13 protein-coding genes are annotated in these 23,284 nt (G+C 35.9%); 10 read left to right on the top strand and 3 right to left on the bottom strand.

The window, feature by feature from the left end:
• Positions 1 to 252 precede the first annotated feature (252 nt).
• Positions 253 to 2,832 (top strand): ATP-dependent chaperone ClpB, encoded by a 2,580-nt coding sequence (clpB, locus tag F928_RS15990; protein ID WP_005070314.1) that lies wholly within the window; start codon positions 253 to 255, stop codon positions 2,830 to 2,832.
• 51 nt (positions 2,833 to 2,883) lie between these two features.
• Here the strand turns inward: clpB and F928_RS15985 are convergent, their stop codons facing one another.
• Positions 2,884 to 3,378 carry a CinA family protein gene (locus tag F928_RS15985; protein ID WP_005076982.1) on the bottom strand — a complete coding sequence of 165 codons (495 nt, stop codon included), beginning with the start codon at positions 3,376 to 3,378 and terminating at the stop codon, positions 2,884 to 2,886.
• A 268-nt stretch (positions 3,379 to 3,646) separates the two neighbouring features.
• On the opposite strand from F928_RS15985, the gene F928_RS15980 reads away from it, so the two are divergent.
• Positions 3,647 to 4,063 carry a hypothetical protein gene (locus tag F928_RS15980; RefSeq protein WP_005076979.1) on the top strand — a complete coding sequence of 139 codons (417 nt, stop codon included), beginning with the start codon at positions 3,647 to 3,649 and terminating at the stop codon, positions 4,061 to 4,063.
• An 18-nt stretch (positions 4,064 to 4,081) separates the two neighbouring features.
• On the opposite strand, the gene rlmKL is transcribed toward F928_RS15980, so the two are convergent.
• Positions 4,082 to 6,292, bottom strand: coding sequence for a bifunctional 23S rRNA (guanine(2069)-N(7))-methyltransferase RlmK/23S rRNA (guanine(2445)-N(2))-methyltransferase RlmL (gene rlmKL, locus F928_RS15975; RefSeq protein WP_005076976.1), 2,211 nt, complete (start codon positions 6,290 to 6,292; stop codon positions 4,082 to 4,084).
• Between the two features lie 240 nt (positions 6,293 to 6,532).
• On the opposite strand from rlmKL, the gene F928_RS15970 reads away from it, so the two are divergent.
• From F928_RS15970 to F928_RS15950, 5 genes are all read left to right on the top strand, one after another.
• On the top strand, positions 6,533 to 6,877 hold the full coding sequence (locus F928_RS15970) for a hypothetical protein (protein ID WP_005076974.1): 345 nt from the start codon (positions 6,533 to 6,535) through the stop codon (positions 6,875 to 6,877).
• A 124-nt stretch (positions 6,878 to 7,001) separates the two neighbouring features.
• The gene (pyrB, locus tag F928_RS15965; protein ID WP_002121555.1) at positions 7,002 to 8,018 is read left to right on the top strand and encodes an aspartate carbamoyltransferase catalytic subunit; all 1,017 of its coding nucleotides are present in this window, start codon (positions 7,002 to 7,004) and stop codon (positions 8,016 to 8,018) included.
• A 12-nt stretch (positions 8,019 to 8,030) separates the two neighbouring features.
• Entirely contained in the window at positions 8,031 to 9,266 is a 1,236-nt protein-coding gene (pyrX, locus tag F928_RS15960; RefSeq protein WP_005076972.1) for a dihydroorotase, read from the top strand.
• A gap of 213 nt (positions 9,267 to 9,479) precedes the next feature.
• Complete coding sequence (locus F928_RS15955; RefSeq protein ID WP_005076970.1) at positions 9,480 to 10,907, top strand: OmpA family protein; 1,428 nt, start codon at positions 9,480 to 9,482, stop codon at positions 10,905 to 10,907.
• A gap of 93 nt (positions 10,908 to 11,000) precedes the next feature.
• A complete protein-coding gene (locus F928_RS15950; protein WP_005076960.1) occupies positions 11,001 to 11,780 on the top strand; it encodes a Rossmann-like and DUF2520 domain-containing protein in 780 nt (259 codons plus the stop codon).
• A gap of 14 nt (positions 11,781 to 11,794) precedes the next feature.
• Here F928_RS15950 and yliJ read toward each other — a convergent pair whose 3' ends face one another.
• Positions 11,795 to 12,421: a glutathione S-transferase family protein gene (gene yliJ, locus F928_RS15945; RefSeq protein ID WP_005076958.1), complete on the bottom strand. Its 627-nt coding sequence runs from the start codon at positions 12,419 to 12,421 to the stop codon at positions 11,795 to 11,797.
• A gap of 214 nt (positions 12,422 to 12,635) precedes the next feature.
• Between yliJ and F928_RS15940 the strand changes: the two genes are divergently transcribed.
• The 3 genes from F928_RS15940 (at position 12,636) to F928_RS15930 (ending at position 23,256) form a co-directional block, all read left to right on the top strand.
• Positions 12,636 to 13,409 carry a hypothetical protein gene (locus F928_RS15940; protein ID WP_005076954.1) on the top strand — a complete coding sequence of 258 codons (774 nt, stop codon included), beginning with the start codon at positions 12,636 to 12,638 and terminating at the stop codon, positions 13,407 to 13,409.
• Positions 13,406 to 14,392 (top strand): hypothetical protein, encoded by a 987-nt coding sequence (locus F928_RS15935; protein WP_005076951.1) that lies wholly within the window; start codon positions 13,406 to 13,408, stop codon positions 14,390 to 14,392. Before F928_RS15940 ends, F928_RS15935 begins: the two co-directional genes overlap by 4 nt.
• 197 nt (positions 14,393 to 14,589) lie before the next feature.
• Positions 14,590 to 23,256: a putative Ig domain-containing protein gene (locus tag F928_RS15930; RefSeq protein WP_005076948.1), complete on the top strand. Its 8,667-nt coding sequence runs from the start codon at positions 14,590 to 14,592 to the stop codon at positions 23,254 to 23,256.
• Positions 23,257 to 23,284: the final 28 nt, after the last annotated feature.

Below are 23,284 nucleotides of genomic sequence, written 5' to 3'. Positions count from 1 at the left end.
ATCACTAAATTCTCAATGAAGACTTTGTGAAAAGCGTAGTAAGAATAAGCATGAATCTAAATATTCAAGCATTTTAATAAAATGTAGCTGAACTGTACTTGAAATATATACAAAACAATCCCATATTATAATGGAGTTTTACTCACTGTTATTTTTATAACATTATGAAAAATATATAAAAATTTATTTGAAATTCGAAGAAGTGTTCCCATCTATTAGACAAGTACAAATTTGTTGTGAGGAATAACAAGAATGCGTTTTGAGAAATTTACAAACCGCTTGCAGCAAGCCCTCTCAGATGCTCAATCTTTAGCGATGGGTAAAGACCATACCGCTATCGCAGGTATTCATATTTTGTCTACCTTGTTAGAAGAGCCATCAAATATTAGTTTGTTGCAACAAGCAGGTGCACGGTTACCTGAACTTAAACAAAAACTTGAACAGGCTATAAAAGATGCGCCGACAATTGCCAACCCAACGGGTGATGTCAACTTAAACCCAGAAGCCGTTAAAGCGCTTAATTTGGCAGACAGATATGCGCAAAAGGCAGGTGATGAATTTTTATCAACTGACTGGGTTTTATTAGGTTTGGCAGAGACAGGCGAAACTAAAAATATTTTAAGTGCGGTAGGTGTAACTCCCGACAGCTTACGCAAAGTAATTGAACATATTCGAGGTAATGACAAAGTCATGAGTAATAATCACGAAGACCAACGTGACTCACTTAATAAATATACGATTGATTTAACAGAGCGGGCTTTATCTGGAAAACTTGATCCTGTCATTGGGCGTGACGATGAAATTCGCCGTACCATTCAGGTTTTATCGCGTCGTACCAAAAACAACCCTGTTCTTATTGGTGAGCCGGGTGTAGGTAAAACTGCTATTGTTGAAGGTTTGGCACAGCGTATTGTGAATGGTGAAGTGCCAGAGGGATTAAAAAATAAACGTGTTTTATCCCTCGACTTAGGTTCATTACTGGCTGGTGCTAAATATCGTGGTGAGTTTGAAGAACGTTTAAAAGCTGTTTTAAAAGACTTGGCAAAACACGAAGGCGAAATCATCCTGTTTATTGATGAGTTACATACACTCGTAGGTGCAGGTAAAGGCGATGGCGCAATGGATGCAGGGAATATGTTAAAACCTGCATTGGCTCGTGGTGAATTGCGCTGTGTGGGTGCGACGACCTTAGATGAATATCGTCAATATATTGAAAAAGATGCAGCTTTAGAACGTCGTTTCCAAAAAGTGCTAGTTGATGAGCCAAGTGTTGAAGATACGATTGCAATTTTACGTGGACTCAAAGAAAAATATGCCACTCACCATGGTGTGCAAATTTTAGACTCTGCGATTATTGCTGCGGCGAAAATGTCTCATCGTTACATCACTGATCGTCAATTACCAGACAAGGCAATTGATTTGATTGATGAGGCAGCTTCTCGTATTAAAATGGAGATTGACTCTAAACCTGAAGCACTTGATAAGCTAGATCGCCGTTTAATCCAATTGAAAATGCAATTGGAAGCAGTGAAAAAAGATGAAGATGTCGGCAGTAAAGCTGAAGTCACTCATCTTGAAAAACAGATTGCTGAAGTCGAGAAAGAATACAACGATCTTGAAGAAATCTGGAAGTCTGAAAAAACTTTAGTAGAAGGTACTAAACAGGCTCAGGTGGAACTTGATAAAGCACGTATTGCTTTTGAGAAAGCACAGCGTGAAGGCGATTTGGCTGAAGCAGCACGTTTACAGTATGGCGTAATTCCAGAGTTACAAAAACAACTGGAGCAAGACGAAGTTGCTGAAGAAAACGAAGAGCCAAAACTCATTCGTACTAAAGTGACTGAAAATGAAATTGCCGAAGTTGTGAGTGCTGCAACAGGAATTCCGGTTGCTAAAATGATGCAAGGCGAGCGTGAAAAACTCCTTAATATGGAAGAGTTTTTACATGACCGTGTTGTAGGTCAAGATGAAGCTGTTGTTGCGGTGTCGAATGCAGTACGCCGTTCACGTGCTGGTTTGTCTGACCCGAATCGTCCTAGTGGATCATTCTTGTTCTTGGGTCCAACAGGTGTTGGTAAAACTGAGTTGACTAAAGCATTGGCTAACTTCTTGTTTGACAGTGATGATGCGATGATTCGTATCGACATGAGTGAATTCATGGAAAAACACTCTGTTAGCCGTTTGGTTGGTGCACCTCCAGGATATGTTGGTTATGAAGAAGGCGGTGTTTTAACCGAAGCTGTTCGCCGTAAGCCATATAGCGTGGTGTTGTTTGATGAAGTCGAAAAAGCGCATCCAGATGTATTCAATATCTTGCTCCAGGTATTGGATGATGGCCGCTTAACCGATTCACAAGGTCGAGTAGTAGACTTTAAAAATACAGTTATTGTGATGACTTCGAACTTAGGTTCACAGGATGTACGTGAGCTAGGTGAGGGCGCAACAGACGATGAAGTGCGTACCATTGTAATGAATGCGGTAAGTCAGCATTTCCGTCCGGAATTTATTAACCGGATTGATGAGCTTGTGATTTTCCATTCACTCAAAAAAGCGCAGATTCGTGGTATTGCCGATATTCAGTTGGATCGATTACGTTCGCGTCTTGTTGATCGTGACATGAGTTTAACTGTAGATGATACCGCTTTTGATTTATTGATTGATGCTGGTTTCGATCCTGTCTATGGCGCGCGTCCATTGAAACGTGCGATTCAACAACAGATTGAAAACACATTAGCACAAAAAATCTTGTCGGGTGATTTTGTCGCAGGTGATACTATTCTAGTTAAAGGCGAAAATGGGCATTTAGTCTTCGATAAAATGAAACTCAGCTAAGCTTTGTCTGCTAAAACCGAAAAGAGAATATGGAAACATATTCTCTTTTTTTTATGGTGAATCAGTTTTTAGGGTTGATGTGAGTAAAGCAATTATGGCATCTGAAACTTTTTGAGTTAATGTCTTTAACTTTTGTTCTGAGTGACCAGATAAAAAATAACGATAATGATAAATATACTGTTGGTAAGAAATGCAAATAAAAAAGGTGCCCACAGGTTTTTCTGGGGTTTCACTGCCGCCAGATTTTAATAGCCCAGTACAACTGACAATAATATCAGCTTGTTGAAATAAGCTTTGACCCAGCCTACACATTTCCTCTGTGACTTGCGGTGACTCTGCTGTGTAAGTCTCTATTAACTTTGGATCGATATTTAAAATACTAATTTTAATACTTGGGTCGTAGCTAACTAAGCCACCTAGTAAAATATCTGCACCACTATTTTTGTGAATAGAAAACTGACTTGTTAAATAACCCGAACTCGCACTCTCAATAAAAGCAATTTTGAGCTGGCGATCTTCTAATAGTTGGCAGCACTGCTGAAGCATTATTTCACCTCGAATGGTGTTTATTTATAAATAAAATCAATTTACAGATAAATTATAAAATTACAGTAAGTGATTTAGCAGTGTCGTACAAGTCTGAGATAAAAATCTATAAAACAACTTGAATATTCACTAAATGCTTGTGAAATATTTCAGGTTTTAAAATGATCAATGTTAATTGTCGGGAAGTCTATTTATAACATTGCGACATGTTTAAAAAATTGTTAATTTTGTTCGATATAACGAACAATAACAATTTAGGATAAATGCAATGAACAATAAACAAGGACCTGCGCTGTGTATTTTAGGTTTTATTTCGCTAATACACATCAATGTATGGGCTGCACAGCCTCTAAGTGAAGGGGCTTTGGCAACACAAACAGGGGCAGTAAATGCAGCTTTACCTGTGATTATTGCGAAAGCTCAAGACGATGCTAAGAAACCAATGATAGAACAACAACAAGCACGTCAGGTGTTAGGGGATAATTATTTACAACAAGTTCGATGGGATGCACTTAGAACAAGTGTACTTTCACCTTATCAAGAACAAAAACAAAACCATGTTATCGATAGTAAGGAAAAGAAGAAACTAGAAATGATGGCATTACCGGAAAGAGCAGACCGATTTACCAAATATGATTTTGAATCAAAAAATGTTCATGGCGAGGTTATTATTACCGTGAAGTAATAATAACCCCTAGTCTTATTAATATTGATCTAGGCCAGGATGTTGAATTTTCCATGCACGGTGGATTTTTTGATTACGTTTAAAATCAGGGCCAATGGTTTCAGAAGTGATTTCTTCAACCTGAAAAATAGCTTCGATCTCTTCATCCATTTCAAAACCACGATAGTTGTTTGAGAAATAGAGCGTTCCTTCACTATTTAAACGGTTCATTGCACGTTTAATGAGTGAAACATGGTCACGTTGGACGTCGAAAGTACCATAGAACTTTTTAGAGTTTGAGAACGTCGGTGGATCGATAAAAATAAGGTCATATTGTTCGTGACCTTCTTTTAACCACTCAAAACAGTCACTCGCAAAGAACATGTGCTGTTCATCTGCGTGATCTACAGTCAGGCCATTTAAAACGAAGTTTTCTTTTGACCAGCTTAAGTAAGTATTGGATAAGTCTACACTTGTCGTGCTTGCAGCACCGCCTAAAGCAGCATGTAAGCTTGCTGTAGAGGTATAGCTATATAAGTTCAAGAAGTGCTTACCACGAGCTTCTTGTGCGATACGTAAACGCATTTGACGGTGGTCAAGGAATAAACCTGTATCTAGGTAATCTGTCAGGTTAACTAAAATTTTAGCTTTACCTTCCTGAACGATAAAGCGTTTTGAAGCTGTGCTTTGTTTCGTATATTGATTTGTACCAGTTTGGCGCGCACGTGTCTTAATAAAGATAGCATCGCGGTTTAAACCGGTAACAGCACGAATTGCAGCGAGTGCTAAATTAAAACGTTTTTTTGCTTTTTCAGGATCTATTGTTTTTGGTGGTGCATATTCCTGAACATGTAAGCGATCGCCGTATAAGTCAACAGCGACGTTAAAGTCAGGTAAATCTGCATCATACAAACGTAAGCAATAAACATTTTCTTTCGTTGCCCATTTTTTCAAGGCAGTCATATTTTTTTGCAAACGGTTAGCAAAATCTTGAGCTTCTTCCATTTCAATAGGTTGAGCTTGCCAAGTTGCTAAGAATGGCTGAGTTACTTTTTCAGGCTTAATTGAACCAAAGCGAATGTAAATCGGCAACTTACCATTCATTAAACGTAAGGTTTCAGGTGCTTCAAACGCTAAAACATCGGCTTGTTCAATTTGCGCTGCAATAATTGCGGCATATTGATTCGGGAAATGTTTTTGTAAAAGCGCAGATAAACCTAAGTAAAGAGAGCGGTTAGATGCTTTATCACCTAAACGTTCACCATATGGAGGGTTAGTCACAATAAATGCAGTTTTGCCTTCAGCTGAAAAATCAGGCCAGTCAGCTAAAGTCCGTTCTTCAATTTGAATTTGGCCTAACTGTTTTTCAAAGCCTGCCGCAATAATATTTTCACGAGTGGCTTTTACAGCTTCCCAGTCTGCATCGTAGGCATAAAACTTAGGTAAAGGTAATTCAAGCGCCTTTTCGTGACGTTCTGCTGCTTCAGCTTTAAGCGAAAGCCAAAGTTCACGGTCATGACCATGCCAACCATTAAAACCAAAACGGCGAACAAGGCCTGGTGCACGGTCAGTCAAAATCATTAATGCTTCAATAATAAATGTACCTGAACCGCACATCGGGTCGAGTACAATCTCTGGCTTACGTTGTTGAAGCTGAGCTTTTTGTAAAATTGCCGCAGCAAGGTTTTCTTTAATTGGCGCATCCGTCATATAACGACGGTAACCACGTTTATGTAATGAATCACCTGATAAATCTAGGCAATATGTATGCTCAGTTTTACCTGCTAAAACATATAACGTAATTTCTGGTTGTTTAGTATCAATGCTCGGACGACGACCTACAGCTTCCATAAAGGAATCTACAACACCATCTTTTGCTCTAAGCGTTGCAAATTGAGTGTTAACCTTAATTTCACGTTCTGCATGTAAGCGAATAGCGAAGGTACTTTGTGGTGCAAAAATAAGTGACCAGTCAAAACTAATCGCACCTTCATAAAGCTCTTCTGCTACATCACGCGCATCATGTGTATGTTCGAGTTCATAAGTATGAATAGGCAATAAAACACGAGAAGCAAGACGCGACCACATACAGATGCGATAAGCATGTTCAAGCGTTCCTTCAATGATTAAACGTCCTGCTTTACGTTCTGTCACTTTGGTGCCAAGCTGTTCTATTTCTTCTTGTAAGAGGGCTTCTAAACCATCAGCACAAGTAATCCAATAGTGGTTTAAACGTAAAGAGGTATTCATAAACTCGATTGACCAAAACATATAAATATTAACGATGCAAAGTTTAACTTATTTTGATGTGTAAAGGTTTTTAAATTATTGCAACCTATCATAATCCAACCAATAAACTGATTTTTAAAGATTAAAACAATTAAAGTGGTATGTATTTTGCTAACTCAATCCTATCAATGGTTATTTAATTAACAAACATAGCCAGTTTTTAACTATTTTTATTATTTTAGATTAATGGGGGAATTATAAATGAAAGATATGATGGGGAATGGTTTTGTTTCTAATGCAGATGCTTTCTCAGTAGCTACACAAATATATGTACGCATGCGTAGGGTGACAGGGCGGGTAATAGATGCACTGTATATGGTTCAAAATAAAGATTACGCAAAATATGTGATTGGGCTTGCACTAGAGTCGGACGACGACGAATTAAAACGATGTGTTGAGCGATTGAAATCGTTGGTTGACACAATACCTGAGCCTTCTCTAAAAGAAAAAATTGCTGTTGTTAAAGTCGATGAAGAGTCGGAAATTACCGCCGAGGATATTTATCGGGCTCAAGTTCCGCACCATTACATTGGTGCATTAAGGTAATTGCCAATAAGGTTCTAAATTTTCTGGTCAATTTAGGGCCTTATTCTGTAAAGTTCTTCTGCGAAAAGAGCGGAATTCAGCTACACTATGCACGTTTTCGCGATTCGACCCATAGGAATCCATTATGCATATTGCAGCGTTGCATCAACCGAGCCAGGTTCAGCTCAATCAAGACGGAAATTTAAAACATTTTTTAACGATTGAGGGACTTTCAAAAGAAAACCTCACCAAGATTTTAGATACCGCACAAAGCTTTTTAGATGATAATAATAATTTAATTAACCGTCCGCTCTTAGAGGGATTGACGGTTATGAATCTCTTCTTTGAAAACTCCACACGTACCCGTACTACTTTTGAAGCAGCAGCAAAACGTTTGTCTGCCAATGTACTGAACATTGATATTGCACGTTCAAGTACTTCAAAAGGTGAAACTCTGCGCGATACGCTCTGGAACCTTGAAGCAATGGCAGCGGATATCTTTGTTGTTCGCCATTCATCTTCGGGTGCTGCACATTTCATTGCTAAAGATGTATGTCCAAAGGTCGCGATTATTAATGCAGGGGATGGACGTCATGCGCATCCGACGCAAGCGATGCTTGATATGCTCACTATTCGCCGTGAAACTAAAAAACCATTTGAAGATTTAAGCGTTGCTATTATCGGGGACATTAAACACTCTCGTGTAGCACGTTCGGATGTAGCTGCATTACAAACTCTAGGTTGTAAAGACATTCGTGTGATTGCACCGAATACATTATTGCCAGTGGGCTTTTCGGAATATGGCGAGCACGTTCGTTTGTTTAACAAGATGGATGAAGGTATTACCGATTGTGATGTGATTATTGCCTTACGTATTCAAAACGAACGTATTGACTCTCCAGCGTTATCTTCACAGTCTGAATTTTACAGAATGTATGGTTTAAACAAAGAACGTCTTGGTTTAGCTAAACCAGATTGCATTGTGATGCATCCGGGACCAATGAACCGTGGTGTAGAAATTGATTCAAGTGTTGCTGATGGAGATCAGTCGGTTATTTTGAAACAAGTAACCAATGGTATTGCAGTTCGTATGGCGGTATTGGCGTTATCAATGCAAGGCCAACTCCAAGAGCAAGGTTTAATTGAAGCGATTACGTTGTAAGGAATGGATCACATGAGTATTGTAAAAATTGAAAATGTACGTGTGTTAGACCCAATCCAGAAAACAGACAGCGTACAAACTGTATATATCGAAAATGGCAAGTTGGTTGCTCCAGTAGAGCAAGTTGAGCAAACCATTGATGGCCAAGGTAAATGGTTAATGCCAACCATGGTTGATTTATGCGCGCGTTTGCGTGAACCGGGTCAACAGCAACACGGAACATTGAAATCAGAAGGTAAGGCAGCACGTGCCAATGGTATTTTGCATGTTATTACACCACCTGATTCAAAGCCGATTGTACAAGACAACGGTGCTCTCATTCATGGCCTGATTGAAAAGGCTTGGCATGATGGTGGCATTCACATGCATATCATTGGTGCTCAGACCCAAGGTTTAAATGGTAAACAACCTGCAAATATGGCGGGCCTGAAAAAAGGTGGTTGTACTGCTGTTTCTAATGCAAATGCTGCTTTTGAAAATGACGATGTAGTTATTCGTACCTTGGAATATGCAGCGGGTCTTGGTTTAACAGTCGTGTTTTATGCTGAAGAGCCACAGATTGCTAAAGACGGATGTGCACACGAAGGCTTTATTGCTTCTCGCCAAGGTTTGCCGATGATTCCGGCAATTGCTGAAACTGTAGCGATTGCAAAATATCTGCTTATGATTGAAGCAACTGGCGTAAAAGCTCACTTTGGTTTGTTATCTTGTGGTGCATCGGTTGAATTAATCCGCGCAGCAAAAGCAAAAGGTTTACCTGTGACTGCCGATGTAGCAATGCATCAGTTGCATTTAACTGAACATTTAACTGATGGTTTCAATTCACTTGCGCATGTTCGTCCACCATTGCGTTCTGAGCAAGATAAAGAACTTTTGCGTCAAGGCTTAAAAGAAGGCGTGATTGATGCAATTTGTACACATCATGAGCCTTTAAGCAGCTCAGCAAAAATGGCACCATTTGCTGAAACTCAACCGGGCATTACTGCTTTTGATACTTATGTATCCTTAGGAATTCAACTCATTAATGAGGGTTTATTTGAACCTTTAGAGTGGGTTGAAAAAGTGACTAGCGTACCTGCGCAGGTTGCCAATATGACTACGCGTTGGGAAGATGAAGCAGGATGGGTATTAGTAGATCCTGAATTAAACTGGACAGTAAGCAAAGACACGATTTTATCGCAAGGGAAAAATACTCCATTGTTGGGTCAAAACCTTACCGGTAAAGTACTTCAAACTTTTGCTAACTGATAGAACGGTTATTTAAAGTAAATTTAAAATATAAACAGGTAGATCAATAAGATCTGCCTGTTTTGTAAATACTAGATGGAAATTTGTATATAAATTATTTAAAAAACAACAAAAGATTGAGCGCACATTAGAATAAAAAACTATCAGCAAAGAGAAGTATTTGAATAATCAAAAGTTGCTGGTTACGACGTATAAAATTCGGGAGAATAACCAATGTCGATAAACCCTATAGAACTGCTTAAAGAAAAAGTATCATCAACAATATTAGATAATCAGGATGGATACCTAGGCGAAAAATCGAATGCTTTATCTAAGTTTTATCCAATTTTACTTTCATTATTAGCTGCTAAACCTGATCTTATTGGACAATTAAAAAACAGTTTGGCTCCTTCGTTATCAGACGTTTTTTCTCATAATGACCAAATCAAGAATACTGTACTGACTCATTTAAGTGGTACAGCACCAAATAATGAAATCGAAAGCACACTCAACAGTGCAATTAAACCTAGTCTTAATGCAATTTCGGACGTTGCCGGAAATGATCAACAGAGTATTGTAAATTATTTACGTCAGCATGCAGATACTATTCGTTCGCATTTGCCGGGATGGGCAGTGGGTCTATTAGTTCCTTTAGGACTTGGTGCAGGTTTATCTTCAGTTCCACATGCAACTTCAGCAGCCCCACCATTAGCTGCAGCCAGTGAAAAAAAAGGCAAATCTCGTGGGTTCCTCCCTATTATTGCCTTAATTATTTTGGGTCTTATCATTGCTTGGTTATGGCGTTCTTGCCAGCATAAAGAAGCTGTACCAGCATCTGAACCAACGGCTGCCAGTGGTGTTGAAGCAACTACTGCAGCCGCACCTGCGAGTTTAACTTTAAATACAGATGATAAAGGTGCTGTGAGCCAGTGTCAGGCAGGTATCGGCGATCAAGGATTCTTAGCGACACTACAAACCCAAGTTAAGCAGGTTTTCTCATCAACTCAAGATTGTAATGTGGATACCAGTCAAACTTATGCGGCTGGATTTACAGACAAAGATGCACTTGCTGGCGTGCTTGGTGCCTTAAAAGGTGTGCCAAATGCATCTTTAGAATGGATAGGTGACAAAATTACTTTGAAAGCAGGTGATGCAGCAGCGTTAGCAGCATTAACCGCAAAAGTAAAAGCTCTTGTTCCTCACACTGAAGTTGTTTCTACTGCACCAGAAACAGCTGAGCAATCTGTAAGCAATAGCTTAACTGCTTCGCAAACTGCTTTAGGTTCAATTGACCCGAACAATGTCGATGTAAATGCATTAGTAAAAGCACTTAACTTGCAAATCATTAATTTTGCGAGTGGCTCAAGCGATATTCCAGCAGACAACAAAGCTATTCTTGATCAAGCTGCAACACTTTTAAATAAAGTCAGTGGTGTGAAATTAAATGTGGGTGGTCATACCGACTCAACAGGCAACGCTGCGGCAAATAAAGCTTTATCACAAAGCCGTGCTCAAGCAGTAGTCGACTATTTAACATCTAAAGGTGTAGACGGGTCTAAATTAGTTGCACAAGGTCATGGCTCTGATCAGCCTGTTGCAGATAACACGACAGAAGAAGGACGCTTTAAAAACCGTCGTATCGAGTTTTCAGTAGCTCAATAATATTCTGATGTATGAAAAATTAGATATTTTAATTTGAAAAAAGCTTCTCATTTTGAGAAGCTTTTTTGTTGGAACAAATAGTGTTGGATTGATATGAAAATCAGTTTGGTTGGGAGTGGGCGAGTTGCCTTTCATTTAGCAAAGGTACTGTTGGCTCAAGGTCATCACATCATACAAGTCTATGCGCGTGATTTTGAGAAAACCCAAAAGTTTGCAGAGCAGTTTCAGGCAAAAGCATGTCAGTCACTTCGAGAATTTCAACCGGCCGATCTTATCATTTTAGCGGTTTCAGACAGTGCAATTGCAGATATTGTAAAACAAGTTCATGAATTGTTTCCTGATACACTTATTGTCCATACTTCGGGTAGTACTGATATTGAAGTCATCAGTCAGGTACATACAAAAGCAGGGGTGTTTTATCCATTACAAACATTTAGCCTTGAAAGAGACGTTGACTGGTCAGCAACACCATTATTTGTTGAAGCGGTAACAGATGCGGATCAAGCAATACTTGTAGATTTAGCAAATAGCCTAAGTAAGAGGGTATATCAATATACCTCAAAACAGCGTTTAACTTTGCATTTAGCAGCAGTATTTGCCTGTAATTTTAGTAACTATTGTTTTGATATGGCAAAGCAGGTAGTAGATAAAGAGCAGGTCGACTTTAGTTTGCTCTATCCTTTAATTATAGAAACAGCAAAAAAAGCGACTGAAAATGATCCAAAGCAAATGCAAACTGGGCCGGCAATGCGAGGTGATCACAATATTTTGAAAATGCATCAAGACTTATTGGCTCAAGCAGAACGGGATGATTTAAAACAGGTCTATCAACTTTTAAGTGATGGCATCGTGAAGCGCCATCACTCGAGTTAAAGCTGATTTAAAGATCAAGGTTCGCCGTTATTGCCCCATTTTAAGAAACCAGCACGTTGATTTAAACGTTCAAAATATTGGTCAACATGCTTAAGTGTTGGATGGTCAAAAGGAGTTGCTTTCCAGCGTTGTACAGACAGACCAATTGGAATATCGGCCAAGCTAAATTGTGAACCAGCAACATAGGCTTGAGTTTTTGCAAGCTGTTGATCGAGAATCTGCATATGATGATTCCAGTCATCAATGCCTTGTTGCAACAAATTCGGGTCTTGATGATCTGGTGAATGTCTCAACAGAGACATAATCGTATAAGTCCAGCTGTTATTCAGCTCGATGGCTTGCCAATCAATCCATTGGTCAACAAAGAATCTTTCTTTCGCTTGAGTAGGGTAAAGCTGATGCTCTTTATCGTAAGCATTGGCGAGATAACGGATAATACTGTTGGACTGCCAAAGGACTAAATCGCCATCTAAAACAACAGGTATTTGCCCGTTTGGGTTTAATTGTAAATATTCAGGTGATTGAGCAGAGCGAAAGCCGCGACCCCAATCTTCTCTTTCATATTCAAGATTTAGTTCTTCACACAGCCATAAGACTTTGCGAACATTGATGGAGTTATCGCGCCCTAAAATTTTTAACATAGTATTTTCTGACTTTTCATGAGTTTAAGTAAATTGAATGTAATACAAATTTTTTAGTTATTTAAGATTTAATAGTAAAAAAGATAAGAGAACAACGACCGTTTATAAAGGCATAATTTTTTGATATTTATTATTTTTCTGAGTTAAAAAATACAGACAGTTTTGTATATTAAGTGTTAAAATAGTGTATTGAAAATGAAAATATAAATTCTAAATGTATCTTAATTTTACAATTGATGATCAGGACAAGATCATAGGGGAAGGCGTAATCCAGGTAGGGTGGTTTCTGGTAGATGATAAGTCTGAATTACTTTATGAACCACCTTATCGAATGCGCTCAAAGTCTGAAACCAAGCATGCTAAGTCAGCGAGTCGTTGTCCTGCAGTATTACAACTTGAAAGTCGCTACTTCGTGGTGAATTGTCCTTTTGATTTTCATTTAAGATTTGCACGAGATGCAAACGGAAAACCGACATTAGTTAATGTATTAGGTGACCAATCACCTGTTCGAGCCAATAAATTACGTGAGTTGCTAACGTTGGTAAATGAAAATGAATGGCGTACACCCAAAATACCAATTCTTCAACTTAAATTACCTTACTGTTTTATAGCTGATGAAGTTGTGTATTTAACTCAACTCGATGCATTTGGACATTACCGTAAAAATCCCTTACCTGGAACTATTTTTGGCGGGCGTTTCCCAATTCATATTTGGCCTAGACCATTAATGTGGGCGTTTGAATGGCACGATACATCAAAGGATTTAATATTAAAACGTGGGGAACCTTTATTTTATTGTCAGTTTGATGGTTTTGATCCCTCACGAACCGTTAAGTTAATTCAAGCAGAAAAAACTCCTGAGCTTCTGCATTATATTGAGCAAATATCTGGTGTTGTCAATTATATGAATCAGACATTTAGTTTGTTTAATGAGGTAGAGAAAATAAGGCCAAATAGACTACTTGAAAATAAAAGAGGTTGCAAGTGAAGAAATATAAAATATTTTTTTTAGCTGTTTTTGTGTTTTTTTTGATATTTAAGTTTTTAAATAATAAATATCAAAAATATATAATTAATAAAAATGAAGAAAAAGGCTTTTGTACAAGTGAGAATAAATATCTTACGGATGAAGAAAAGTTAATAAATTTAAAAGCAGATTTTTTGGCTATACAAATGGAACATTGGATTAGAGAGGGGCGTGAAGGATTTAATGTGTATGATAATGCAATGTATATTTCTAAATTTAATTTTAATAATAAGGGGAAAGTTATTAAAGTGATAAGTACTTCAAAATTAGATAAAACATTCGAAGATAATATGGGTATTGTGGCAGTGGCAACAATGCAGGAATATTATGATAATAAAGATTGTAGGAAAGATAAAAGAAGATGCAAAGATTTAAGCGAAAATAAGAATAATTTAAAAAGTTTATGGACAAAAGATAATCGTGTGGATATTGATTATGTAAAAAACTTGCCAATGAACTATTCTGTAATAACTTCTGGTGGAATAATTTTTCCACTTTCAAGTTTAAAAAAAATAAGTAATGGTAATTATAGTATAGAAGCATATTCATTTAACAAGCTTTGTTGTGATAATAAAGAAATTTCAAAAGAAATTAAAGCAACAGATTTAAAAATAGTAGGAAATTGGAAAAGAATGAAAGGAGGTGAAAAATTATATAGCACAAATGAACCTAAGTTGAATTTAAATCAAATTAATGGTGAAGATATTGATGCTGTTTATATTATGAAGTTATACGAAAATTTAGCACTTAATGAGCCAGAACAAATCCAAAGATATGGGGTACGTATGAGTGTGGCTTCTCTAAGAAAAGATATATATCCATTTGTGAGGAGAATATTGGTAACTGCATGTGGCACTATTTCAGAAGAAGAGCAAGTATTTAATTCTAGTGAAACTCAAAGTGGTGAAGATATCTCATTAAGAAAAAGAAATAAACTATATTAATTTAAAATTTATTTGTTTTAAATTGTATATTGATAATATTGATTTTATAAAATATATAGATGATTTGTTTTGCTTTTAGGTTAATTTTTTAATTCAAATATTTTTTTTATAGTAGGGGTGTTGAAGTGATCTTTTGATTTTTTTAATTTTTTAAGCAATGTTTTTAAAATATGATTATTTTTAGTTAAGGGGTGTGTGTGAGTTCTATTATTAATATGTTTGAAATGATCAGTTATTATTTATATGGGCAGCGGGAAAAACCAGAAAATTTACTTGATGATAAAATTATTTCTTCTGATCGTGATAACTTGGCAACTGAAGTCCATATAAATTCAATAGAATTTATGGCCACTGGAGCTGGACGTTATGTAGGTTTGGGCAATGTTACAGCAGTAAGAAAATTTTTAGCTGGTGAGTATGCTGATAAACTAATAATTGGAAAAGTTTATTATACAAGTGAACTTTTTGATGCGCTTGGTTATAAAGATTATCCTAATAATGGAAAAACTCAGCTTAGTGTTTTAAATTATGGTCTTGATACAAATAGTAATGATTATGTTGATAGATCTTACGTGTTCGGTTCAATGTCCTTTACTATTAATCCAGATGCACAGTTTATTGTTGGAAAAGATGGATCTTTTCAAATTAAAAATATTTCGATAATTCCTATAGATGATAATTTTGATTATAAATCTGATAATAATGTTGCTCAATTAACGAACTTACTTACAGAAGGAGCTATTGATCCCTATCATATAGGAAAGACTGTAAATATAATATTTGATGATAAAGACAAATTGCAGAAAATTGATCTTGATAAAAGTGATTTACCATCTCTAATAAAACAAGAAAATTATTTGCAAGGTTTAATTACGGAAGCTAAAGATTATTCATCATCTTTACCTAATAATATACCTATTCCAGATACTGGAAAGCTTTTAGAAGCATTAGAAACTTTAATTAAAAATGATATTATTAGTTATGTAGATAATTCTGGACGTGCAATCATTTATGGTTCAAGTGAACAAGATAATCTGAGCGATGGAGAGTTAACGAATTTAGTTTTACAAAAATCAATTCTATTGAGTATAGCCAATTTACCTTCTTCATTAAATCTAAATACACAATTAGTTAACCTTATAAATTTGGCGAAGAGTTTATTAACTCAAAAAGGTATTTCTATTGTTTCTGGTGATGGGGATGATTCACTTACTGGAACAAAATATTCTGATGTTTTATACGGTGGAAGTGATGATGATCTGTTAAATGGTGCTGAAAATAATGATTACCTCAATGGGGGAAAAGGTAATGATATTTTAGATGGCGGAAATGGTAATGATAACTTAATTGATGAAATAGGCAATGATACTTATATTTTTAATGGGAATTTTGGGCGCGATACTATCTATGATTTAGATGGTAATGGTCAAATAAAAATAGATGATATAGCTCTTTCAGTCGGAGAAAAAATTAATAATAAACTATGGAAAAGTGCTGACGGACAATACTCACTAGCTTTAGTCGAAGACTTTGATGGGGTAGCTACAACACAAAAAGTAGTCATTAGTAAAGAAGATGACAACAATAGTATTATTATAAAATATTTTAAAAATGGGGCATTAGCACTTAATTTCGGTGATTTAGAGAATAATAGTACTCCACCATCCGATACCTCGATTTATGCCTTTGGATCAGAGGGTAATAATATTATTTTTGGTGAACGTTATGTAGCAAGTTTTTCAGGAAATGACTTTATTCATGCAACCAATGAGGATGCTGTAATTATTGCTGGTGATGGTAATGATCTGATTTCTACAGGGGGTGGGAATGATGTTATTTACGCTGGAGTAGTTACTTCAGATCAAGATAGTAATATTGTATTTTCAGGTGGTGGTAGAGATCAGGTTTATGGAGGAGTTGGTAATGATATCATTATGACTTCAAATAGACTAAATGCTGTTAAAGATTCATTATTGAATCAAATGGGAGATGCAGATACAGGTCTCACAGATTTAGATAAAGAATATAATATTTTAAATTTTAATTTTGAAATTAATTTAGGCGATAATAATAGATTTTCACATTATACAAATAATAGTATAGGACAAATTACAGAACAGATTCTGCCCTCTTTTGATATTTATTATACAGGGAAAAATGGTAAGTATTATATTTATAATCTTTTAGAATCTTTAAATTACGGTCATGGCTATGCTGGTAGTGATATCGCTTATGGTGGTATAGGAAATGACATTATTTTGGGTTCATCTGATACAGACTTTTTATATGGTGAAGTGGGTGATGATGCTATCTATGGAATGGATGGTAAGGATTATTTATATGGGGGAGAAAATAAAGATATCTTATATGGTGGCGATGGTGCTGATCAAATTATTGGTGGGCAAGGGGATGATGAGCTTACTGGCGGGTTAGAGGGCGATGAACTCTACGGTGGTGATGGCGATGACATTATTCAAGCTGATTTAAATGATTCAAGAGATACCTTAGCTCCGCCGGTTGAACCTAAGACTTATAGTCGTTTTGGTCATGATCTTGTTTATGGGGGGGCTGGAAAAGATCAAATTTGGGGGAATTTAGGACGTGACGAAATTTATGGTGACGATGATGATGATCAAATCGCAGGAGATCATCCTAATCTAGCTGGGGATATACACGGCGATGACTATTTATATGGTGGGAATGGTAATGATCAAATTGTTGGTGATGGTGGAAAAGACACAATTCAAGGTGGAAATGGTAATGATTTAATATTCGGTGATAATAGTGAGTTAGATGGTAAATACCATGCTGAAGATAATATTGAGGGTAACGACGGAAATGACGAAATTTGGGGACAGGGAGGCAATGATACAATAAGTGGTGGTGATGGCGAAGATAGAATTTCAGGAGATGGTATTAATATAGAAGTTCAATATCATGGAGATGATACTGTTAGTGGTGGTAATGGAAATGATTTGATTTGGGGAGAAGGAGGTTCAGATACTATATATGGCGGAGAGGGTGAAGATTATATAGAGGGGGATGAAACTAGTATAAATATTCAATATCATAAAGATGATTTGCTTTATGGTGGGGAAGGAAATGACACAATTTTTGGAGATGGTGGCAGAGATATAATATATGGCGGACAAGATAACGATTATATTTATGGTGATAGTAATCAGATAGATATCCTATATCATAATAATGATACGTTATATGGTGATGCTGGGAATGATAATATTCGTGGTGATGGAGGTTCAGATATTATATATGGAGGGGATGGAGATGATTTCCTTGTAGCTGATGTGATTAATAACCGTGCATTTGATGGTGATGATCAGCTTTATGGTGGTAATGGAAAAGATAGTTTATCTGGTTTTGATGGTAATGATACTTTAGATGGTGGTGCTGGAGATGATATCATTTTTGGTGGTAAAGGTGATGATTATTTCATAAGTAATGAAGGAAATGATCAATTATCTGGGGGTGAAGGAAATGATATCTATCATATTCAAGTAAGAGATTCAGAAGTTAAAGTTTTAGATAGTTCTGGAGAGAATCACTATTATTTAAAAGGAAGTTTCAATCTTTCAAATATAAATATCTATTGGTATAACAATGCTGTTAGTATTATTAGCCCAACAACAAGTCAAGACCCTAATGCTGTTTTACCTAAATTTAAATTAACTTTCTTTGATGATCATGAAACTCAACCAACAGTTGATGGGGGGATTATCACGGATGAATATGGGAATAATGTTACGGGTGGTTATAATCAATATCTTCATTTTAGTAAAAGTATATACGATGAAAATTTAATTTTAAATAATACTATTCAAAATGATTATGTTATTCACCTCGATACTTATTTAAAAGAGCGTGCAGGGTTAAGTTATAAAATTTGGAATGGATCTTGGCATGGTATTCAAGGACTCTATTTAATTTTTACAAATAGTTATATTGAAAATGATAACTTGATTTATCGCAACTCTGATTTAGGCGACCTTGTCGATATTCAACAAATTAGAAATAATGTTATTTCTAATGGGCAATATCAGGCAGATGAATATCACCTGCTCGGTGGAGATGATCAGATAAGTGGCTCAGATATTGGTGATACGATTTATGGGGGAACAGGCAACGATATAATTAAAGGTCTTGAGGGTTCAGATCAGCTATTTGGAGATGAGGGAGATGACTGGTTAGATGGGAGTTATGAAAATGACTTTATTCATGGTGGAGAAGGAAACGATCATCTCTTTGGTGGTGATGGAGATGACCAATTAGAAGGTGGTAATGGTGATGACGTTATTGATAGTGGAGAAGGAAATGACCAATTAATAGGAGGTACAGGTAATGATCGGTTACTAGGTGGAGAAGGTAATGATCAGTTACAAGGTGGTGAGGGTGATGATTACTTGGAAGCTAGCAATGGAAATGACTTTATTGAAGGAGGTACAGGTAATGATCAACTTATTGGAGGTTCGGGGGAAGATTCACTATATGGTAATGATGGTGATGATCATTTATATGGTGGGGATGGTAATGATATTTTAAGTGGTGGACAAGGTAATAATATTTTAGAAGGAGGAAATGGAGAAGATGAATATGTATTTGATATATTAGGATATAACAATGTAATTAATGATACAGATGCAAGTGTATTAAGGTTTTTATCTGTAAGTTCAGAAAATATAAAGTTAGAGATTGTTGGTAATAATTTAAATATATTTTATGGAGTTGATTCAAGCGTCACTATTACTGATTTTATTTTGAATTATAATATAAAAGAAATAAAATTTAGCGATACTGTATGGTATCCAGAAGATTTGAGCCAAAAAATAAATTTTCTTCATAATGGTAGTGATGGAAATGATATTATAGTGGGTAATCCTTATTTTAATAATACTGTATATTCAAAAAATGGTGACGATAAAATCTATGGTGGAAGTGGTGTTGATTATATATATGGAGGCAATGGTAATGATGCTATTGTTGATCCAGGTAATATTGGATTCCTTTATGGAGGAGAGGGAGATGATAATTTAATAGGAAATAATAACAGTGAATTTTATGGTGGAGAAGGATATGACTCCTATCAAGTAAATGGAAGAAATACTAAGATATTTGATTCAGATTTTAAAGGAAGCATTTATATTCATAATGCTTCTGATATCCATGAAAGCAATTTTGTACAAGAAAAAGCTAACATGATTATTAGTCCTTTTATAAACTCTTTATCTGAATTTTCAAGTTATTATGATGGAGTTAAGTATTATAACTACAATAAATATAGCGAGAGGATTTCAAGTATCTATTATGATTTCTCATTAGGTGAAATTCGACTATTAATTAGAGATCAATCACAAAAAGAACTTAAAAATATGGATTATAAGTTTTCAATTGGTGGAGTTTTTAATCCTAATGATATTGAAAATTTGAAAAATATGGATGTGGAAATTTCTGGTTTTAAATTTAATTTAGAACTCAATCCCTATGCTTTTAATAAAACAAAACTTTCTTTTGGTGATTTTCTTTCACAGGGTGAGGTTATTTCAGAATATACTGCTTCTAATGATATTATTTTAGGTTTAACTGATTATGTCGGTGGTGCTGGATCTGGAGATATTATCTATGCAGGTAATGGTAATGATCAAATAAATACTGGTTTAGGATCTAGTCAAGTTTATGCAGGAGAGGGGGATGATGTAATCATTACACCTGATGTCTTTGCAATTGACAAAATAAGTGGCGGAGCTGGTAATGATGTAATTTATACTTATGACCCTTTGTCTAATAATCAAATTAGTAATAGTCCCTATTTAAATATAAATTTAGCGCGTAATATCTATGATATTAAAGATGTTGTTTATGGTGGAGAGGGTGATGATTATATTTATTTAGGTAATCAAAAAACTGAAGCATATGGCGATGATGGTAATGATATTATTGTAAGTTATTCTCTTTCATCAAATATACAGTTTTTATATGGAGGAGATGGAAATGACACATTGAAGGCTGGAAATGGTGGAGCTTATTTAGATGGTGGAGCTGGGACAGATCATCTTGTGGGTGGCTCGGGTGATGATACTTTTATTGTTGATGAACAAGATACTTATGAAGAAAATGGCCAAAATGGTGGTTATGATACTATTAGTATTACCCAGAATTTTGATTTAGCATTAAATAATTTTGAAGCTGTTACACTATTGGGTGATCAAAATATAAATGCCTATGGAGATGAGTTAGATAATAAACTTATTGGTAACATAGGTAATAATTATATCGATGGCCGTGCAGGTAGTGACTATATGCAGGGTGGCTTAGGTAATGATTATTATGTTGTTGATACTACAGAAACCATTGAAACTGATGATAACGGTAACACTTACATTATAGATGGAGACCAAGTTGTTGAAGATATTGATGGTGGAATAGACACTCTTGAGCGTTGGGAAGATGCACACTTTATAGGTCAAGATGAAAATGGAAACCTTGTTTTAACAGACAGTTATAAAATATTAGAAAATAACATCGAAAATCTTATTTTAAAAGGTAATGCTAAAACAGGATTTGGTAATGATCTTGATAACATTATTGTCGGAAATGAGCAGAATAATTATATTGATGGTTTAGTTGGAAATGATACTTATATTTTTAGTCGAGGTGGTGGTACAGATACCTATAGCTTTGTAGATAATATTGATGCTGTAAATATATTAAACATTCAAGATTATTCAGCTAATGATATATCTGCTCAAAAATATGGCGATAGTGTATATCTCAGTTTTAAAGGTACAAATGATCATATTTGGCTTTCGAATTATTATGTAGAAGATATAGAAGATACAACATATAGGATGGACCAGATTGTTTTTGACTCTGGCGAAATTTGGGGTGTTGATGATATTGATGCATTGGTTAATAGAGCCTTAACAAATCATGCTCCAACTGTTAATGCAGCTATACCATTAATTACAAGTAATCAGGGAACTGAATTTAGCTATAAATTTGCTAATAATATTATTGTTGATCAAGATAGCTGGGATTCTTTGAGTTATAAGATTACTTTAACGACTAAAGATAGTAGTGGACAATACCAATCTATTCCATCATGGTTAAGTTTTGATACAGCAACACAAACTTTATCTGGTACTCCACCTGCTAGTGTGACTGGTAACTTATCGTTCTTTTATTGGGGAACAGATATGTATGGTTACAGTACAGCAACGTCATTTAATTTAAAAGTTAGTCTGCCGAACCAAGCTCCAACATTGCTGAATGCAATTGCAGATCAAAACGTGACGGATGCTAAAGCATTTAGTTATACCGTTCCTGCAACAACATTCAAAGACCCTGAGGGCGATACATTAACGTATTCGGCTACCTTAGAAGATGGCTCTTCATTACCATCGTGGCTTAGTTTCAACCCAATTACGAGAGTGTTGAGTGGCACTTCCCCTGATAACACAGTTCCGTTAAATATTAAAATCACAGTAAAAGATATTGCTAACCAATCAGTTTCTGATGTATTTAAGCTAACATTTATTGTTCAAAATCAAACAATAAATGGAACAAGCAATGCTGATACGTTATATGGGGCTTCAGGGAATGACACCCTAACAGGACAAGCAGGTAATGATATTCTTTATGGACAAGCAGGTAATGACACTTTAAATGGTGGTACTAGTAACGACACAATGTACGGTGGAAAAGGTGATGACACTTATATTGTGGATAGTACTGCGGATGTTATTAGTGAAAGTGTGAATGAAGGAATTGATACTGTCCAAAGTAGTGTTACTTACACATTAGTAAATAATGTGGAAAATTTAACCTTAACAGGTACTACAGCTATTAATGGTACAGGTAACGCACTCAATAATGTAATTGTGGGTAATAGCGCAATTAATACTTTAAATGGAGGAGCAGGTGATGATTATCTGAATGGTGGAACAGGTGCCGATAAATTATTAGGAGGAACAGGTAATGACTCTTACGTTATTGACAATACAGGTGACATTGTCACGGAAAATACCGGTGAAGGGATAGATACTGTTCTTAGTTCAATTACTTATATTCTCGGTAATAATCTTGAAAATCTAACATTGACTGGATCAACAGCAATTAATGGTACAGGTAATGCGCTCAATAATGTACTTGTTGGTAATAGTGCAATTAATACTTTAACTGGTGGTGCAGGTGATGATTATCTGGATGGAGCAGCAGGAGCTGATAAGTTACTTGGTGGTTTAGGTAATGATACTTATGTAATTGATAACTCTGGCGATACTGTTACAGAAAATGCTAGTGAAGGTATAGATACGGTTCTGAGCTCTATTACTTATACATTAGGCAGTAATTTAGAAAATTTAACTTTAAGTGGTTCAACAGCCATCAATGCAACAGGTAATACATTAAATAATATGCTTACAGGTAATAGTGGAGTAAATGCTTTAAACGGTGGAGCTGGTAATGACACAATGGACGGGCAAGGTGGAAATGATCAACTTACCGGTGGAACTGGGGCTGATACCGCACTATATCAATTATTAGTTCAATCTGATGCTCTTGGTGGAAATGGAACAGATGTCTGGTCTGATTTTACTATTGGTAATACAACATCAAATACAAATGCAGATAAAATCGACATTGGTGATTTGTTGGTGGGTTACTCGGGGACATATAATTCTAGTAGCTTAGAACTATTTATTAAAACGGTAGCGAGTGGTTCAAATACTCAAGTGTATATTGATAGAGATGGTGCGGGAACGACTTATAGTAGTTCGCTGCTGTTAACATTGAACAATACAAACGTTAATTTAAATGATCTGATCAATAACCAACAAATTGTTATTTAAAAATTAGGGTAATGAGACCAAAAAATAT

This window comes from Acinetobacter pittii ATCC 19004 = CIP 70.29 (assembly GCF_000369045.1).
GTDB lineage: Bacteria > Pseudomonadota > Gammaproteobacteria > Pseudomonadales > Moraxellaceae > Acinetobacter > Acinetobacter pittii.
The sequence above is the reverse complement of the archived record's forward strand: the minus strand, read 5'-3'. Positions and strand labels throughout refer to the sequence as shown.

Coding starts and splice junctions, on each gene's coding strand:
- yliJ (WP_005076958.1), bottom strand. CDS start 12,421: ATGTTAAAAATTTTAGGGCGCGATAACTCCATCAATGTTCGCAAAGTC.
- F928_RS15970 (WP_005076974.1), top strand. CDS start 6,533: ATGAAAGATATGATGGGGAATGGTTTTGTTTCTAATGCAGATGCTTTC.
- F928_RS15955 (WP_005076970.1), top strand. CDS start 9,480: ATGTCGATAAACCCTATAGAACTGCTTAAAGAAAAAGTATCATCAACA.
- pyrX (WP_005076972.1), top strand. CDS start 8,031: ATGAGTATTGTAAAAATTGAAAATGTACGTGTGTTAGACCCAATCCAG.
- pyrB (WP_002121555.1), top strand. CDS start 7,002: ATGCATATTGCAGCGTTGCATCAACCGAGCCAGGTTCAGCTCAATCAA.
- clpB (WP_005070314.1), top strand. CDS start 253: ATGCGTTTTGAGAAATTTACAAACCGCTTGCAGCAAGCCCTCTCAGAT.
- F928_RS15940 (WP_005076954.1), top strand. CDS start 12,636: ATGTATCTTAATTTTACAATTGATGATCAGGACAAGATCATAGGGGAA.
- F928_RS15950 (WP_005076960.1), top strand. CDS start 11,001: ATGAAAATCAGTTTGGTTGGGAGTGGGCGAGTTGCCTTTCATTTAGCA.
- F928_RS15980 (WP_005076979.1), top strand. CDS start 3,647: ATGAACAATAAACAAGGACCTGCGCTGTGTATTTTAGGTTTTATTTCG.
- rlmKL (WP_005076976.1), bottom strand. CDS start 6,292: ATGAATACCTCTTTACGTTTAAACCACTATTGGATTACTTGTGCTGAT.
- F928_RS15985 (WP_005076982.1), bottom strand. CDS start 3,378: ATGCTTCAGCAGTGCTGCCAACTATTAGAAGATCGCCAGCTCAAAATT.